Raw genomic sequence first — 16,729 nt, forward strand, 5'->3', positions numbered from 1 at the left:
CAGCGTCGTATCCGGAAGGAAAGTGCAGGGGATGTCATGAACGCGCGTGTCGAGCAGCTGGAATTTCAGGCCGAGGCCCGGCAACTGCTGGATTTGATGGTTCACTCGGTCTACTCCAACAAGGACTCGTTTCTGCGGGAGCTGATCTCGAACGCCTCCGATGCGCTGGACAAGCTGCGCCTCGAAGCGTTTCGCAACAAGGACCTCGACGTCGATACCTCCGACCTGCACATCGAGATCGATGTCGACAAGAGCGCACGAACGCTCACCATCCGCGACAACGGCATCGGGATGACGCGCGAGGAGGTAATCGACCTGATCGGCACGCTGGCCAAGTCCGGCACCGCCGAGCTGCGCCAGCAGCTACGGGAGGCCAAGAACGCCGCCGCCTCCGAGGAATTGATCGGCCAATTCGGCATCGGCTTCTATTCGAGCTTCATGGTCGCCGACAAGGTAGAGCTGCTGACCCGCAAGGCAGGGGAGAGCGACGCCACCCGGTGGGAATCCAGCGGCGAGGGCACCTACACCATCGAAACCGTGGACGGCGCGCCGCAGGGAACCTCGGTCACCCTGCACCTCAAGCCCGAAGACACCGAGGACGAGCTGCACGACTACACCGCGGAGTGGAAGATCAGGCACCTGGTCAAGAGGTACTCCGACTTCATCGCCTGGCCCATCCGGATGGAGGTCGAGAAACGCACCCCCGCGGACGAAGAGGGCGGCGACGAGACGGTCACCATCGAGACCGAGACCCTCAACTCGATGAAGGCGCTGTGGGCCCGGCCCAAGGAGGAAGTCTCCGCCGAGGAATACAACGAGTTCTACAAGCACATCGCGCACGCGTGGGACGACCCCCTCGAGGTCATCGCGATGAAGGCCGAGGGCACTTTCGAGTACCAGGCCTTGCTGTTCATCCCGTCGCACGCCCCGTTCGACCTGTTCGACCGCGACTCCCACGTCGGGATCCAGCTCTACGTCAAGCGCGTGTTCATCATGGGCGACTGCGACGAGCTGCTGCCGAGATACCTGCGTTTCGTCAAGGGCGTCGTCGACGCACAGGACTTGTCGCTCAACGTGTCTCGTGAAATCCTGCAGCAGGACCGCCAGATCAAGGCGATCCGTCGCCGGCTGACCAAGAAGGTCCTGGCCACCATCAAGGAGCTGCAGTCCGAGCGTCCGGACGACTACCGCACCCTGTGGACCCAGTTCGGCCGGGCCATCAAAGAGGGCCTGCTGTCCGACGCCGACAACAAGGACATGCTGCTGCAGGTGTCCTCGTTCGCCTCCACCCACAGCGAGGAGGAGGCCACCACCCTGGCCGAGTACGTGGAGCGGATGAAGGAAGGTCAGCAGCAGATCTTCTACGCCACCGGCGAGACCCGCCAGCAGCTGCTGAAGTCACCCCACCTGGAGGCCTTCAAGGCCAAGGGTTATGAAGTGCTCCTACTGACCGATCCCGTCGACGAAGTGTGGGTGGGGGTGGTTGACGAGTTCGACGGCAAGCCGCTGCAGTCGGTGGCCAGGGGCGAGGTGGACCTCGACTCCGCGGAGGGCAAGAGCGAGGCCGAGCGCGAGGAGCAGGAAAAAGAGTTCGCCGCCCTGCTGACCTGGCTAAAGGAGACGCTGAGCGAGCACGTCAAGGACGTGCGGCTGTCGACGCGGCTGACCGAGTCGCCCGCCTGCCTGATTACCGACGCCTTCGGGATCACACCGACACTCGCACGCCTCTACCGCGCCACCGGGCAGGACGTTCCGATGGGCAAGCGGATCCTTGAACTCAACCCGCATCATCCGCTCGTAACCGGGCTACGGGACGCGCACAAGGACCGCGCCGACGACCCTTCGGTCGCCGAGACCGCCGAATTGCTCTACGGCACAGCGCTTCTCGCCGAAGGCGGGGCGCTCGACGATCCGGCGCGGTTCGCCGAGCTGCTCGCACAGCGATTGGCCCGCACGGTTTGAGCGTTTTCGGGTAGCCAGCGGGCGTTTAATGCGATTGAATTTGGCCTGGAAGGGATAATCACAGCGCATGGCCAAGTTCCGGATCATCGACCCACATGGCGGGATTGTGGCGACGAAGAATTTCGAGAGCGCCGACGCCGCACACGCGTGGTTCACCGACGCGGTCGCGGGCAGCACCGAGCTGGGCTGGCGCATGGAGGTCGACGACGCGGGGCAGTGGGCATTCTTCGATGACACCGAGGGCTTCACCGCCCCGGCCAGCCGCCGTCCGTTCAGGCGCTGATTTACCGACGCGACATTTCGGGTGGGCTTTCGCCAAGCACACGGTGGAGCAGGTTGCCGGTGCCGAGCAGGTGCTTGGTGACCAGCGACTTCGCACCCTCGACGTCGCCCCCGCGAACGGCCTTGAGCAACGCCGCGTGTTCGCGGTCTGACTCTCCCTTGTACGACGGCAGCCCGAACTTGAGCCGCAGGTAGCGCTCGCCGCGCTCGTGCAGCATGCCGATCAGCGCGAGAAGTTGTGGCCGCCCGGCCGGCTCGTAGAGGCTGGTGTGAAAGGCCTCGTTGCGCCCAACGTAAAGCGACGGCTCGGTTTCGGCCGCGGCCTCCTCGCACAGCGCTTCGGCGTGGCGCAGGGTGGCGGCCGTGTGAGCGGGTATCGCCAGCCCGATGGCCAGGCTCTCGAGGGCGGCGCGCATTTCGTAGACTTCGCGGGCCTCGTCGGCCGATAGCGGGGCGACGGTCGCCCCCTTGTTCAGCTCCACTTTGGCCCAGCCTTCGCTCTCCAGCTGGCGCAGGGCCTCGCGAACCGGGATCGCGCTGACGGAGAAGTGCCGCGCGATGGCGTCCTGGCGCAGCGGTACCCCCGGCGCCAGCGTGCCTTCGACGATCGCGGCGCGCAGCGCGTTGGCGATCAACCGTGACGTGCTGCCTCGCTCGGCCACCGAGTGCGCCGTGGGTAGCGCGCTCAGTGCGTTGTCCGACGGGGACCGACCTGTTACGCTCATCACTATATTATATACAATGTGACGCCGGTCGGCCGTTAGCGCCAAACCGGCTCGCGCCTACGCGGATCCCAATAGCCGTTCCACCCGTGTCAACGGAGGCCAGATGACGTCAACGACGCAGCCGGCAAGCCTCGCCAGGCGTCGCACGCCGCTCAACCGCTCGCAGATCGCGGGTTTCTGGGGCGCGTGGACGGGCTGGACGCTCGACGGGATGGATTCGTTCATCTACGCGCTCGTGCTCGCGCCCGCGCTGACCGAGCTGCTGCCGCGTTCGGGTTTCGCCGCGACGTCGACCAATGTCGGTCTCGCGGGCTCGATTCTGTTTGCCCTGTTCCTGGTGGGTTGGGGCCTGTCGTTCATCTGGGGGCCGATCGCCGACCGATTCGGTCGCACCAAGGTGCTGGCCGCGACCATCTTCACCTTCGCGATCTTCACCGGGCTTTCGGCCGCGGCGCAAAACGTGTGGGAGCTGGCCATTTTCCGCTTTGTCGCGGGCGTCGGCATCGGCGGCGAGTGGGCGCTGGCGGGCACGTATGTGGCGGAGGCGTGGCCCGAGGACCGGCGCAAGATGGGGGCGGGCTATCTCCAGACCGGCTACTACGCGGGATTCTTCCTGGCGGCGGCCCTGAACTACACGATCGGGGTCCATTTCGGCTGGCGGGCAATGTTTCTGACGGGCGCGGTGCCGGTCGTCGTCGCGATCCTGATCTTGACGCGGGTGAAGGAAACCGAGAAGTGGGAGAAGCTGGAGGCTCAGCCCACGGTCCGCGTGAACCCGCTGCGCGAGATTCTCGGCGCGCGCTACCGGCGTCGAACCTGGGTGGCGTGCGCGCTGCTGACTATCGCGATCGTGGGCCTGTGGGCCGGCGCCGTCTACGAACCCACCGCGGTGATTCAGTTGGCGCAGCACGCGGGTTTCGACAAGGCCGACGCAACCAGAACCGCGTCCTGGGCCACGGGCCTGCTGTCCATCGGCACCATCTTGGGCTGTCTGGTCGTGCCGATCCTCTCCGAGCGCATCGGGCGCCGCAAGACACTCGCGATTTACTTTGCGGGAATGGCCGTTTCGATCACCGGCAGCTTCGGTTGGGCGTTCTATCTACCCAACGGGCTCGCGCCGTTCATCGCGTGGCTTTTCGTCCTCGGGTTCTTCGGCGGCAACTTCGCCATCTTCAGCCTCTGGTTGCCCGAGCAGTTCGAGACGCGGGTGCGCGCGACCGCGTTCGCGTTCTGCACCTCGTTCGGCCGATTTGTCGGCGCGGGCGTGAATTTCTTGCTCGGCGCGGCGGTACTGCACCTGCATACGCTCGGATTGCCCGTGGCCCTGACGGCCATCGCGTTCGTGATCGGGCTTTTCGTCATCCCGCTGGCACCCGAGACGCGGGGCGAGGCGCTGCCCCAATAGGGGGTGCCGAGTTCAGTGGCACACCTCGCAAGCGATGCCGTCGCCGTCGCGGTCAAGGGCGGCCCGATAACCCGGCTGTCCGATGTAAATCGGAGCCGCTCCGGCGGCGCACGCCGCCCTGCAGTTGGGGTAGTAGACGTTCGACCCGGTTGTCGGGGCGGGCGACGGCGTGGTGGTTGACGGTGCAGCATTGGCGCCGGGTGCCACCGCTATCCCGATAACGATTGCTCCGACGATGAACGCTCGCTGAAGCATGGTACAAACCTCCTACCTCGCCGGGCTCACGTGCTTTGCTGCTGACAGCTCAGCTAACACCGCGCAGCATTGGTGAGGCAAGCGCTTTGGCGAAGTTCAGCGGCCGAGCTGGACGGCCTTGACGACCAGCAGCAGGGCGCCCACAACCAGGTAGCTGCGCAGGGCGATCATGCCGAGCCGGGTGCCGGGGGACCAGGTGACCGGTTCGAGCAGGGTCAGCGGCGGCATCCGCCAGGTGTTGCGGTCGACGGGACGTGCCGGCGGCGTCGGGGCCGGTGGCGCGGGCTGGCCGCGGGACATCCATCGCAGAGTCGGCACCGCCGCGGCGGCGAGTACGACCAGCGCCAGGCAAAGGTAGCCGGCGACAGCGACGACGTCGATATGGGGGAACAGGGTGGTGGCCATCAGGATCCCGGACAACAGCAGCAGGATGCCGACGATCAGCCCGGCGACCCAGTTGAGCCAGCGCCGATTGACCCAGGGCCCCAATACTTCCCGGTCGTTGCACAGCAACAGCAGGAACACGCTGGCGCTGGGCAACAGCAGGCCGGCCAGCGCTTGCACGGCGGTGGTGATCAAACCCAGTGGCGCGCCGGGGATGAGCACGATGGCCGCGGCCAGCGCCACCATCGCGGTGTAGGACAGGTAGAACTGCTTGGCGTCTGCGAACCCGCGGTGCAGCGAATGCTTGAGGCCGAAGACGTCGCCGAAGGCGTAACTGGTGGCCAGCGTCACGGCGGCCGCGCCGATGATCGACGCGTCCATCAGCACGATGGCGAAAAACGCGCCGAGCGTAGCGCTGTGCTGGCCGAGTAGGTGCGCGATGGCCCCGGCGTCGGAGAAGCCGCCCACGGTGTTTGTCGAGCGCGCCGCCCAATCGCCGGTCATCACGAGGGCCGCGGCGCCGACGATCACGACGAAGGCCCCGATCACGGTGTCGGCGCGCTCGTAGGCCATGAACCGCGGGGTGATCCGCTTGTCGACGACATTGGACTGCTGAAAAAACAGCTGCCAGGGCGCGACGGTGGTGCCGACGATGGCGATGATCAGCAGCACCGCGTCGGAACTCACCCCGCCCGAGATGCTCGGCACCACAAACGACTTCGCCGCATGCGCCCACTGCGGGTGCGACATGAGCAGCATCGGGATCTGCAGCAGGGTGACTGCGATGAAGATGAACATGGCCCGCTCCCAGCGGCGGAAGCTGCCGCTGGCCATGATGGCGACCAGCGCCACCGCCGAGATGGGGACCACGACGTATTTGGATACCCCGATGTAGTCGGCGGCCAGGGTGATGCCGATGAACTCGGTGACGATGGTCAGGAAGTTGAGCAGGAACAGGTCGCCAACGGAGAACCAGCCCCAGCCGCGGCCGAAGCGTTCGTTGATCAGCCGGGCGTGACCGACCCCGGTGACCGCACCGAGCCGGACCACCATCTCCTGGTTGACGATCAGTACCGGGATGAGCAGCAGCAGCACCCACAACAGGGAGTAGCCGTAGTTCTGGCCGGCCTGGGTGTAGGTGGCGACCCCGCCGGCGTCGTTGTCGCCGACCATCACGATGATCCCGGGGCCGACGATCGCCAGCAGCGTCAACAGGCGGGTCTTCCACGTCCGCGAATGGTCGCCATCGCTGAGCTTGATGCGCCCGAACGCACCCTCGATATCGCCCAGGTGTGCGGTGTCGAGCACCGCGGTGCGCCGGGGCGCGGCCGGTTCGGCGTTGCCCGCCGCGGCCGTGGGGGTGGTCTCGTCGGCGCTGGACGTCACGGTGTCTCGGCTCCCGGCGCGTGGCTGTCGGTCGGTTGGGTGATCTCGCGGAACGGACGCGGAGCGGGCTCGCGGCGGCGCCAGTCCTCGGGGATGGTTGCTTCCAGGACGTCGTCGACGGTGACCACCCCGAGCACGCGGTCCTCGTCGTCGACGACGGGGATGGAGTAGAGGTTGAAGTCGGCCATCAACAGCGCGATGTCGGTCAGATCGGCGTCGGCGGTGACGCAGACCGGATCGGAATCCATCAGTGCCCCAACGCCTTCGGTGGCATCGGCCTGCAGCAGGGTAATCACCGACACCACACCGGCCAGCCGCCCGCCCTCGTCTAGGACGTGCAACTTGATCAACGCCTCCGGCTGGACGTTGGAGGCGGCGGCGATCAGCGCCAGCGCGAAGCCCGCAGTCGCGGTGGCCGCGCAGGAAACGAAGTCGACGTTCATCAGCCCGCCGGCGCTTTCGGGGTTGAACCCCATCAGCGTGATCACCTTGGTGCGCTGCGGGCCTGGCATGAGCTCCAGCACGCGTCGTCGTCGTGACTGGCGCAGGTCGGCGATCGCGTCGGCGGCATCGTCGGCGCGCATCCGGCCCAACAGGGCGGCGACCTCGTCGTCGGGCATGCCGTCCAGCAGCCGGCTCGCCTTGTCCGGGTCCAACTCCTCGAACACGTCGGCTTCCAGTTCCGGGTCACTGTGCACCCGGTCGAGGATTTCGCCGCCTTCGGCCTTGTCGGCCTCCTCGAGCAGATCGGCGATCTCGGCGGCTTTGAACTCGCCGAACCGGTCCGACATACGCCGCACGGCGTCGGAGCCACCGTGGCCGATCAGCGGTTCGAACGCCTTCCAGTCGCGGGCCGCGTGCCCGCCGGAGTGCCTGATCAGCCCGAACAACGTCGGCGGCCGGCGGGTGTCCAGCCGCGCAACCACCCACCCGGCGCCGGTGTCCTCGAGCTCGACGTCGTACGCGCGCACCAAATCCGCCGCGGCCACGTCGATCAGCCGGTGGCCCAGCACGTCGGCGCGCAGCAGCACCTCGCCGTCGCGGCGCTCGAAGCCGCGGAGGTCAACTTTGTTCTTGGTCAAAATGATTCGTTTCGGGGCGAACTCTTCGATGGATTTGGTGCCGATGAACACCCGACGCCCGCCGACCCCGGCCACGATCCCTGTCACCGCCGGATAGTCGTCCGCGCCCCGCAGGCGCACGATCACGTCCTCGACGCGGCCGACGGCCTCACCGGCGCGGGCCACGATCGGCGCGCGCAGCAGCTCGGACAGATGGATCACCGGCAGCCCACCGCGGGGCTTCGCCTTCTCTGATGTGCTCACTTGTCCTCCTCAACGCTGAGCGACAGTCGCCCGCAGGATGCCATCTGCGGGTGCGTCTTACAACCAGGTTCGGTGATGGCGCAAGTATCGTGGCTTGACCGGTTCGGCCGCCAGAGCGTACGCCGCCACCCGCGGGGATAGCTACAGCCAACAGGTAAACGGCGGGTGGCCATCGGGATCAGGCCCGACCGGCCGGTTATCTAAATCGGTTGTACCAGTGGGCTATAGAGGAATCCGGCCGGGAATTTGTATCCCTGCGGGTAGGGCGAATTGCTGGCGTCGGGCGGGGCGTCAGCATACGACAGCGTTTCCCTGGCACACTGGGGTGTGCCCGAAATCGCGTTCGACTCCGTGTCCCCGATCGTGCCGGTCAAAGACCTGGACGTCGCGCTCGACCGCTATCGCAACCTCGGCTTCGACGCGCGCGCCTACGAGGGCCCGGCGCGCTACGGGTTCGTCGACCGCGGGTCTGTCTCCATCCACCTCACCGAGTGGGACGAGCACGACCCGCTGAGCACCGCCTCCAGTGTGTATCTCTACGTCAGCGACGCCGACGCCCTCTACGCCGAGTGGGCGGCGCTGGAAAATCTGGCCGGCCGCCTGATCGAACCGCAGGACACCGACTACGGTCTAAGGGAATTCGCCTACATCGATCCCGACGGCACCCTACACCGGATCGGTTCGCGGAACCTCTGACTCGGTGGCCTGGCTGCGCGCCAGGGCCACCGCCGCGGCGATCATCACCGCGACCGAGACGCCGAGCGCGACCATGCCGATGTGGTTGGTGCTCAACGTCTCACCCAGCACGGTGACGCCCAGCACCGATCCGACGATGGGTTCGGCGACGGTCACCGCGGGTAGCGACGCGGTGAGCGAGCCGGCCCGAAACGCCGACTGCTCCCACGCCGTCGCCGCGAGGCCCAGCACCGCCCAGACGTACAACTCGGGCGCGCGCAGCACCGCGGGCACGCCGTGGCCGAGCTGGTCGACGACGCCCTTCGTCAAGACCGTGAAGACGCCCCACAGCGAACCCGACATCAGCCCTAACAGCAGCGCGCTGACCCAGCCCGAGAACATCTGGGCGCCGATCACACACAGGAACAGGCACGGGCCGATGACCAGGCCCACGACGATCCACGTCCGAACCGACCCGCGGGGGATTCCGGCCTGCGGGTTGCCGACCGTGACCACGACCGTGACGGCGGCGGCAAGCAGCACGGCCCAGATCCCTTGCCACCGAGTGATTTTGCGGTGGTTGGCGGCCGCGCTGATGAGCAGCGCGAACAGCAGGGAAGTCACGGACAGCGCCTGCACCAGCACCACCGACCCCAGGCCGAGCGCCGCGGCCTGCAACCCGAACCCGGCGGCGGCGACCAGGCTGCCCGTCCACCATCGGCGGTCGCGCAGCAGCCGGCGAAACAGCGCCAAGGTGCCGACCGGCTTGTCGGTGACCTGTTGCGCGGATCGCTGTTCGAGGACATCGCCGATGCCGATCATGAATGCGGCGCCGATCGCGAGCAGCGCCGCGATGCCCGTCCTACCCACGATCAGCTGTCGCGCCTGATCTTCAGCGCGGTGGTGATCATCGGGATCTGCAGTGGCAGCCGGGCAAGCGCGGCGATGCGCATCGGCCATGGCTTGTCCCACCACAACCGGCACATGTTGACGTTGGCCGGGAACACGCTGACGAACAGCGCGACCGCTGCCAGTGCGGCCCGTCGCCGGGTGCGCCGGGGCACCAGCAGCGCACCGACGGCGATCTCGGCGACGCCCGATGCATAGGTATAGAACCGCGCGTCGCCGGGCAGTTCGGCGGGGACGATGTCGTCGAATGGTTTGGGCGCCAGGAAGTGGACGGTGCCGATGCCCATCAGCATCGCCGCGACTCGATAGGCGGTCGTTCGGGTGGTGTCACGTTCAGCGAGGGGGGTGGTCGTCATCGACCCATTGTGTCGTGCGCGGCGCCGGCGTGGTTCACTGCTCTCCCACAGCGTGGGCATCGAGCGGGTTCCGCCGGTTGACGATGAGCGGATCCGCCTTCGTGAACGGGAAGTCGGGCAGGTCGTCGATGTGTGTGTCGAACGTCGCCGCCAGCACCTTGCGCGAGTAGGCGCTTGCCGACGCGCGATACCCGATGTCGCCGGGGGTGGGTTGGTCGAAGAAGATGCAGAAGTGCATCTCGGGCGCGTCGAAGACCTCGATGTGGTGGGGGTAGGCGCGGGGGATGAAATACACATCGCCCTGCCGCAGGTACCAGGTGTCGAGGGTGCCGTCCGGATCCATCACGGTCATGCGCGCCGCGCCACGGTTGACGTAGCCCATTTCCGCGGTGATGGGATGCCAGTGCGGTTCGCGCATGCCGTCCTCGCGGATGCGCAGCGAATACATCGACAGGTCCTTCAGGGCGGGCCAATACTGCAGCCGGGCGGTCCGGGCCGAGCCGACGGCGATGCTGACGGGCGGCGTCATCGCCTCCACCGAAAACTTGTGTGGGTCATCGAAGTAGGCGGTGGCCGGCACGTCCGGATCGCCGTCGCGGGCCGCCAACGCGCGGTCGCTGGTGCTGCGGCGGATGGCGGCGAAATCCGAGGCCGGGAGGTCGTAGGTGTTGCCCAGCACGGCGTCGGTCATGGCCCCGAAAGCCGCGCCCAGCCCGAAGTCCTCGGGCCGTTCGCTGCGGAAGGTGATGATGAATTCGGCTGTGTCGCTGCCGATGTTTTCGATGTGATGCAGTGAACCGGAGTCGACGTGGAACATGTCGCCGGCTCGCACCACAAAGGACGAGAATTGGCTGCCGGTGTCGAGCACCGACACGAGCGCGGTACCGGCGACGCAGTAGGTCAGCTCGTTGGCGTTGGCGTGCCAGTGCGGGGTCCGCATGGCGCCCGGGCTGATCAGCAGCCGCTTGATCGACAGGCCGGTCAGGATCGGGAAGGTGTCGGCGGTGAGCCGGCGAATCGAGCCGAGATCGGATTCCTCGACGATTTCACCTTCCGTTAACGATGCGACGTGTTCGCTTGTCTGCGTGAGCATTTCATCCTCCAAGGGGATTCCGGGTCGAGGGCTTGGACGGGTCACTACGCTAAGCCTGCCGCCTCGGGCCTATGCCCGTCCAACGCAGAGTTTCGATGTGCCGATCAGCGTTGCTTATCGAGTCGAAACTTGCCCAAGCGAACCGCGGTGGGAAAGATCGGGCCGAAGCACGCGAATCGGCAGCCGGGGTTGCGGCGGGCCTCTTGTTTGACGAGTCGGGCGGTGTCCTCGGCGAATCCGTCGCGCGGGTAAAGGCTGAGGATCTCGTCGAGGTTGTCGGGGTGCAGCGCCCACTGCTGGGCCAGGACGTCGACCAGCCCACCCGCCCTAAGCCAGTGGGCCACCGGCCCGTACCGACGGGCGGGGACGAACGGGTTGAGGTTCGTCGTGATCGCCAGGGCCACGCTGTCCCGGCGTGAGCTCGCCCAGCCGGCGGCCGCCGTGATTTCGCGAGCCAGTCTGGCCCCGGCAACGGTGAAGCACCCGCGCCGGTCGGGGTCGAAGAGCCCGGTGTCGTGGAGTAGCGCTGCAACACAAAGCGCTTCGCGGTCGAGTGGGTCGGGGTGGCCGCTCAACTCGTAGCGGATGGCCGTGAAGTAGTAGGTGCGGTAACTGTGGTCGACGATGTGCGGGCTGGCCACGGCGCGCAGGCGCTCCTCGGCCGCGCGAACCGCTTCCGTGCGCGGCGGCGCCCATCGGGTCAGGTCGATCTTTCGCGGGGCGCGCGGCGGGGCGATATGACGGACGGCCCAGCGCAGTCGGGGAGCGGCGTCACCGAGCAGCACCGCGCCGGTGCCCGCGAGCAAGGCCACGCGCTGGGGCACCGACAGCGGCGGGCCGCCCAGCCTTTCCCATTCCAGCGAGCCGACCGGTGGTGCGGCACTGCGGCGCATCGCTCACTCCGCGCTCGTCGGGTGCGCGGCAAGGAAGCCCTCGATCGCGGTGACAAGCTGATCGGGCTGTTCTTCGGGGATGAAGGTGCGGCTCCCGGTGATCAGTTCGAATCGCCCTTGCGGCAACAGTTTTGCCAGTCGCCGGCCATGGTCGCGGGGGAAGATCTTGTCGTCGTCGGCCCAGAGCACGAGCGCCGGCTTGTCGAAGTCGGTGAGCCGGTCCGCGGCCGCGAACGTGTATTTCGTGTCGACCGCCCGCAGCATGCGCCGGAAGTCGCGCCTGACCCCCGGGTTGAGACGCACCGGGTCGGTGAACGAGCGCATGATGTCCGGCGGCATCGGCCGTGACGTCACAAACCCGTAGGCGGTCGGCAGGCGCTGGATCGCCTTGAATTGCGCGGTGTAGGCGACGATCCAGGTGAGCAGCCGCGAGCGCGCCATCACCTCCAAGTACTTCTGCGGCGTCGGCGGAAACTTCTCGAACGCGTCGCACGAGGTGAGCACCAGGCGAGCGATCCGGTCGGGGTGTCGTCCGACCAACGCCTGGGCGACGGCGCCTCCCGTGTCGTTGGCGACGATCGTGACGTCGTCGAGGTCCAGGGCATCGAGGAAGTCCGCGACGATCCGCGCCATGCCCGGCAGCGACAGATCGGCGTCGGCGTCCAGCGGGATCGAGTGCGAGCCCCACGGCAGGTCCGGGGTGATGCATCGATGGTCTGCCGCCAGGCGGGGCGCGACGTGTCGCCACAGATCGCCGTTGACGCCGACTCCGTGCACGAACACGATCGGCGGGCCATCGCCGCGCTCGCGGTAGCCGATCGCGCCGTGCGGGATGGCGACGCGGCGCTGCTGGCCGAGATCCGGGCTGATCGACATGCGACCATACTTGCATGGTGCAAGTACACGGGCAATGGCGCGGCTCAATGTCGCGGGGGACGGCCTTCCCACGCGGCGAGCTGCGGCGGCGTCAGGGCGGTCGGCTCGCCGTCCGGTCCAACCGCGCCGGGCGCCGGCACCACCCGCAGGTCACGTAGCTCGATCGGCTGGTCGCAGTGTTCGCATCGCAGCGCGCCGCCAGCCTCGTGATCGCAGCCCTTGTGCAGGATCAGAACCTCGGGGCCCGCGGGACCCGGTTCGTGGCGGTCGGCCCAGGCCATCAGCGTCAGTACCACCGGGAACAAGTCGCGGCCCTTTTCGGTCAGGTGGTACGAACCGCGCGACCCGATCCGCTCCATGACGCCGTGCTCAACCAACTTCTGCAGCCGGGCGCTCAATACATTCGTCGCAAGCCCGAGGCTGCGCAGGAACTCGTCGTAGCGGGTCAAGCCGTGGAAGGCATCGCGGACGATCAGCAGCGTCCAGCGCTCACCGAGAATCGTCAGCGCGCGGGCGAGCGCGCAGTCCTGACCGGTGTAGTCGCGCCCAAGTGGCATGGTGCAAGTTTAGGCGCCGGGGGCCGCTCGAGTGTTAGCGCGGTCACACCCGGCCGCGTCTGGAACTTAGCCCGTTACTATTGCTCATACGGTATTGGATACGATTCCACCCATCCGTCGCTGCCGACCGCAGCCAAACAGTCCGAGGTTGAAAACATGGCCACACCCGTGATCGTCGGAGCCACCAGGACGGCGATCGGCCGCTCGTTCAAGGGCGCGCTCGTCAACACGCCGCCCGAGACCCTGATCACCACGGTGCTTCCCGAGGTGGTGCGCAGGTCGGGGATCGACCCGTCGGCGATCGACGACATCATCTTCGCCGAATCGCACTACGGCGGTGGCGATTTGGCGCGTTATGCGGCCGCCGCGACCGGCATGGAGGACATCCCCGGCCAGGCGGTGAACCGGCACTGCGCGGGCAGCCTCACCGCGATCGGCAACGCCGCGGCCCAGATCGGCTCCGGGATGGAGCGCGTGCTGATCGCCGGCGGCGTGCAGTCGCTGTCCATGACGCCGCTGATGAACCAGCGGATTCCCGGCCCCGAGCTGAAGTTCGAGGAGCGCTGGCTGCCCCCGACGCACGTCGAGGCGCCCGACGCGCCCACCAAGGACATGTCGATCACCGTCGGGTGGAACACCGCGCAGGCGGTGGGCATCACCCGCGAGGAGATGGACGCCTGGGCGGCCCGGTCACATGAGCGCGCCATCGCCGCTATGGACACGGGGAAGTTTCTCGACGAGATCGTCCCGCTGAAGATCACCCAGCTCGACGGCTCGGTGACCGACTTCTCGGTGGACGAGCATCCCCGCCGCGACACCACGATCGAGAAGCTCGCGGCCCTCAAGGTGCTGCATCCCGAGATCGAGGGATTTTCGATCACGGCGGGCAATAGCAGCGGCACCAACGACGCCGCCGCGGCGGTCGCGTTGGTCGACCGTGACTACGCGCTCGCCGAGAAGCTGAACGTGATGGGCACCGTCCGGGCCTGGGGCGCCGTGGGCGTCCCGCCGCGGGACTGCGGTCTGGGCGCGGTCAAGGTGATCGGCAAAGTGCTGCAGCGCGCCGGGTTGTCGGTCGACGACGTCGCACTGTGGGAGATCAACGAGGCGTTCGCGTCCGTGCCGATCGCGGCGTGCCGCGAGTACGGCATCGACGAGGAGAAGGTGAACTTCTCCGGCAGCGGGTGCAGCCTCGGCCACCCCATCGCGGCCTCGGGCGCTCGCATGGTGACCACGCTGGCCTACGAGCTGGCGCGGCGCGGCGGCGGCATCGGTGTCGCGGCGATGTGTGCGGGCGGCGGCCAGGGCGGCGCGGTCGTCATCGAGGTCTGACCGCCTAATTGCAGAACGTATAGCCGATGAACTGGGCGTCGCGCGCGTTGGCTCCCGAGTAGTTGACGTAGTGCACTGCCGGCATTCCGTTGTACTGGGTGTTGGTCTTCTGAGCGGTGGGCGGCGGGACCGCCTTGGGGAAGGCCAGGACCAGGTCGGCAAAGATCTTGAGCCCCGTTTGGCAGATCGCCTCGGGCCGCGGCGGCTGGGCGTTCCACGCGTGCACGACGACCGGGTCGGTCAGCTGATAACCCGCGGCGCAATTGGGATCGCAGATCTTGAAGACCGCGGTCCCGGTCCCGTCGGCGCCCTGGGGGCCCCACGACGTCCACGACATGTCTTGCAGCGCAACGGCTACGCTGGCGCATCCCAAGACGCTGAGCTTCTTCGGACGCTCGACCGGGGGGACCGACGGGTTGTAACAGCCGGGAATGGCGAAGCTGGTCGATTGCGACGGCTGGGTGGTGGCCTGGCCCGGGGTGCTCTGGTGACCCTGGATCAGCTTCACGCCGACAATCGCGAGTATGCCGATCAGCAGCACAGCGAGGATGACACCCAAGACCCCCAGGCGTCCCCCCGGAAACCGCAGCCGGCTCGATGACGAGACGTTGCCGCTCACGTTTACCAGGTTATGGCAGAACCGGCCCCTCTGGGTGGCGCTGCCGCAAGAATCGTCGCGGGGTAAATTTGGTCAACGCTACCAACTTATTGAGGATTGCCGATGGATGATCATGCCCTGGCCGCGCGGTTGGCCGCGGATGCGGGACGGCTGCTGCTCGGCGTCCGCGAGGAATTCGCCGAGGCCGACGCCGGCGAGCGAAAAGCCGCGGGGGACAAGCGGTCCCACGACTTCCTGATGGAGGCGCTCGCCGCCGAGCGGCCCGACGACGCGGTGCTGTCCGAGGAGGGCGCCGACGACCCGGTGCGGTTGCGCTCGCAGCGGGTCTGGATCGTCGATCCGCTCGACGGGACGCGGGAATTCTCCGAGCTCGGGCGCGACGACTGGGCCGTGCACGTGGCGCTCTGGCAGGACGGTGAGCTCGCCGCCGGCGCGGTGGCGCTGCCAGCGCAGGGGGTCACGTTGGCGACGCCGTACGTCACCGCGCCCCCGGCCGCACCGGATCAGCCCCGCATCGTGGTCTCGCGCACGCGGCCGCCCGCCCTCGCCCTGGCCGTCCGCGACGCGCTGGACGGCGTCCTCGTCGAAATGGGTTCTGCCGGAGCCAAAGTGGCGTCGATCGTCCAGGGTCTGTCGGACGTGTACGTGCACGCCGGCGGCCAGTTCGAATGGGACTCGGCCGCCCCGGTAGCGGTGGCCCGCGCCGCCGGCCTGCACACCTCCCGCATCGATGGCTCGCCCCTGGCCTACAACCAGCCGGACCCCAAGCTGCCCGACCTGGTAGTCTGCCGCCCCGAACTCGCCGCTACGGTGCTGGCCGCAATACCGCCGAACGTCGAGTAGTTGCGGCCGCCGGGCCGAAATCCCGACAACAAGTCGACGCTCGGCCTGGGCCGGTTGGCCGCGTCACGGCCGCTCAGCGCTATCGCGCGGGGGCCACGGGTTGCATCGCCGCCTCGAGCTGTTCGTCCTCGAGCGCGGCGACGGTCAGCGGCGGTTGATCGGTGCGATAGCGCATGCCCTCGAGGAGGATGGCCACATAGCGTCGCCAAAGTTCGGTGTCGACGTGACCGGCGTACTCGCTGACCGTTCCCGCCAACAGTCCGAAGATCGGCATGTCGCCGGGGGACATCTCGGAACGCAGATGACCGTCCTTCTTGGCTCGCTCGAGCAGTTCGGAAAGCCTTGGTACGAGCCGAACTCGGGCGGCATCCACCCGACTGCCGCAATAGGCCTTGCTGAAGGCGACCTCTCGCATTCCTCGGTCGGTCGCGGTGAGTTCGCACATTTGCTCGACATACCACACGAAGCCCTGCCATGAATCGGGGTGTCGCAGCGCCCTTTCCGCCAGGACGGTGAGCTCGTCGATGCCGTCTTCAAAAATCGCTTCGAGCAATTCCTGTTTGGTGGGAAACCGCCGGTACACGGTTCCGACTCCCACGCCCGCATGGTGAGCCACCTCGTTGAGGGTGGCCTCCAGCCCCCGGGAGGCAAACAGTTCGCGGGCGGCCTCGATCACCCGCTGACGATTGCGCTCAGCGTCTTTTCGAAGCGGGCGATCCGTCATCTTGCAAGCGCTCACGTCGATGAGTGTAACGAGCGCAACACTTTCAGATAAGTGGATTGACTCTATCCACTTATCTAGTTAGGTTGTCTACCTAGACCGTCGCCGGTCGCCGACCCCCCGGCTTGCCT

Annotated in this window: 18 protein-coding genes; 6 read left to right on the plus strand and 12 right to left on the minus strand. The window is 67.3% G+C overall.

The genetic code is table 11. From position 1 onward, the window contains the following. Positions 1 to 36: 36 nt before the first annotated feature. Positions 37 to 1,962 (plus strand): molecular chaperone HtpG, encoded by a 1,926-nt coding sequence (htpG, locus tag AC5Y5E_RS18640; protein WP_499904167.1) that lies wholly within the window; start codon positions 37 to 39, stop codon positions 1,960 to 1,962. A gap of 67 nt (positions 1,963 to 2,029) precedes the next feature. Further along, positions 2,030 to 2,245, plus strand: a complete 216-nt coding sequence (locus tag AC5Y5E_RS18645) for a hypothetical protein (RefSeq protein ID WP_499904168.1) — start codon at positions 2,030 to 2,032, stop codon at positions 2,243 to 2,245. A gap of 1 nt (position 2,246) precedes the next feature. On the opposite strand, the gene AC5Y5E_RS18650 is transcribed toward AC5Y5E_RS18645, so the two are convergent. Then, positions 2,247 to 2,969 carry a GntR family transcriptional regulator gene (locus tag AC5Y5E_RS18650; protein WP_499904169.1) on the minus strand — a complete coding sequence of 241 codons (723 nt, stop codon included), beginning with the start codon at positions 2,967 to 2,969 and terminating at the stop codon, positions 2,247 to 2,249. 103 nt (positions 2,970 to 3,072) lie between these two features. On the opposite strand from AC5Y5E_RS18650, the gene AC5Y5E_RS18655 reads away from it, so the two are divergent. Then, positions 3,073 to 4,374, plus strand: coding sequence for an MFS transporter (locus AC5Y5E_RS18655; protein WP_499904170.1), 1,302 nt, complete (start codon positions 3,073 to 3,075; stop codon positions 4,372 to 4,374). A 12-nt stretch (positions 4,375 to 4,386) separates the two neighbouring features. Here AC5Y5E_RS18655 and AC5Y5E_RS18660 read toward each other — a convergent pair whose 3' ends face one another. From AC5Y5E_RS18660 to AC5Y5E_RS18670, 3 genes are all read right to left on the minus strand, one after another. Further along, on the minus strand, positions 4,387 to 4,629 hold the full coding sequence (locus tag AC5Y5E_RS18660; protein ID WP_499904171.1) for an excalibur calcium-binding domain-containing protein: 243 nt from the start codon (positions 4,627 to 4,629) through the stop codon (positions 4,387 to 4,389). A gap of 96 nt (positions 4,630 to 4,725) precedes the next feature. Next, positions 4,726 to 6,321: an NRAMP family divalent metal transporter gene (locus AC5Y5E_RS18665; protein WP_499904277.1), complete on the minus strand. Its 1,596-nt coding sequence runs from the start codon at positions 6,319 to 6,321 to the stop codon at positions 4,726 to 4,728. A 74-nt stretch (positions 6,322 to 6,395) separates the two neighbouring features. Then, a complete protein-coding gene (locus tag AC5Y5E_RS18670; protein ID WP_499904172.1) occupies positions 6,396 to 7,724 on the minus strand; it encodes a magnesium transporter MgtE N-terminal domain-containing protein in 1,329 nt (442 codons plus the stop codon). A 327-nt stretch (positions 7,725 to 8,051) separates the two neighbouring features. Here AC5Y5E_RS18670 and AC5Y5E_RS18675 point away from each other — a divergent pair, with 327 nt between their 5' ends. Continuing rightward, positions 8,052 to 8,420, plus strand: a complete 369-nt coding sequence (locus AC5Y5E_RS18675; protein ID WP_499904173.1) for a bleomycin resistance protein — start codon at positions 8,052 to 8,054, stop codon at positions 8,418 to 8,420. Here the strand turns inward: AC5Y5E_RS18675 and AC5Y5E_RS18680 are convergent. The 6 genes from AC5Y5E_RS18680 to AC5Y5E_RS18705 all read right to left on the minus strand — a co-directional run bounded on the left by AC5Y5E_RS18680 (position 8,391) and on the right by AC5Y5E_RS18705 (position 13,083). Next, entirely contained in the window at positions 8,391 to 9,269 is an 879-nt protein-coding gene (locus AC5Y5E_RS18680) for a DMT family transporter (RefSeq protein ID WP_499904174.1), read from the minus strand. The genes AC5Y5E_RS18675 and AC5Y5E_RS18680 overlap by 30 nt on opposite strands. Positions 9,270 to 9,271: 2 nt before the next feature. After that, positions 9,272 to 9,664 carry a DoxX family protein gene (locus AC5Y5E_RS18685; RefSeq protein WP_499904175.1) on the minus strand — a complete coding sequence of 131 codons (393 nt, stop codon included), beginning with the start codon at positions 9,662 to 9,664 and terminating at the stop codon, positions 9,272 to 9,274. 34 nt (positions 9,665 to 9,698) lie between these two features. Next, positions 9,699 to 10,757, minus strand: a complete 1,059-nt coding sequence (locus AC5Y5E_RS18690) for a cupin domain-containing protein (RefSeq protein WP_499904176.1) — start codon at positions 10,755 to 10,757, stop codon at positions 9,699 to 9,701. 104 nt (positions 10,758 to 10,861) lie between these two features. Then, positions 10,862 to 11,650, minus strand: a complete 789-nt coding sequence (locus AC5Y5E_RS18695) for an HD domain-containing protein (RefSeq protein WP_499904177.1) — start codon at positions 11,648 to 11,650, stop codon at positions 10,862 to 10,864. A 3-nt stretch (positions 11,651 to 11,653) separates the two neighbouring features. Then, positions 11,654 to 12,526 carry an alpha/beta fold hydrolase gene (locus tag AC5Y5E_RS18700; protein ID WP_499904178.1) on the minus strand — a complete coding sequence of 291 codons (873 nt, stop codon included), beginning with the start codon at positions 12,524 to 12,526 and terminating at the stop codon, positions 11,654 to 11,656. A gap of 44 nt (positions 12,527 to 12,570) precedes the next feature. Further along, positions 12,571 to 13,083 (minus strand): winged helix-turn-helix transcriptional regulator, encoded by a 513-nt coding sequence (locus tag AC5Y5E_RS18705; RefSeq protein ID WP_499904179.1) that lies wholly within the window; start codon positions 13,081 to 13,083, stop codon positions 12,571 to 12,573. A gap of 156 nt (positions 13,084 to 13,239) precedes the next feature. Here AC5Y5E_RS18705 and AC5Y5E_RS18710 point away from each other — a divergent pair, with 156 nt between their 5' ends. Continuing rightward, positions 13,240 to 14,415 carry a thiolase family protein gene (locus AC5Y5E_RS18710; RefSeq protein ID WP_499904180.1) on the plus strand — a complete coding sequence of 392 codons (1,176 nt, stop codon included), beginning with the start codon at positions 13,240 to 13,242 and terminating at the stop codon, positions 14,413 to 14,415. A gap of 4 nt (positions 14,416 to 14,419) precedes the next feature. Here AC5Y5E_RS18710 and AC5Y5E_RS18715 read toward each other — a convergent pair whose 3' ends face one another. Beyond that, a complete protein-coding gene (locus AC5Y5E_RS18715; RefSeq protein WP_499904278.1) occupies positions 14,420 to 15,004 on the minus strand; it encodes a hypothetical protein in 585 nt (194 codons plus the stop codon). Between the two features lie 132 nt (positions 15,005 to 15,136). On the opposite strand from AC5Y5E_RS18715, the gene AC5Y5E_RS18720 reads away from it, so the two are divergent. After that, positions 15,137 to 15,877, plus strand: coding sequence for a 3'(2'),5'-bisphosphate nucleotidase CysQ (locus AC5Y5E_RS18720; protein ID WP_499904181.1), 741 nt, complete (start codon positions 15,137 to 15,139; stop codon positions 15,875 to 15,877). Positions 15,878 to 15,956: 79 nt separating this feature from the next. Here AC5Y5E_RS18720 and AC5Y5E_RS18725 read toward each other — a convergent pair whose 3' ends face one another. Next, positions 15,957 to 16,601, minus strand: a complete 645-nt coding sequence (locus tag AC5Y5E_RS18725; protein ID WP_499904279.1) for a TetR/AcrR family transcriptional regulator — start codon at positions 16,599 to 16,601, stop codon at positions 15,957 to 15,959. Positions 16,602 to 16,729 lie beyond the last annotated feature (128 nt).

This window comes from Mycobacterium sp. NGS54, from assembly GCF_059812465.1.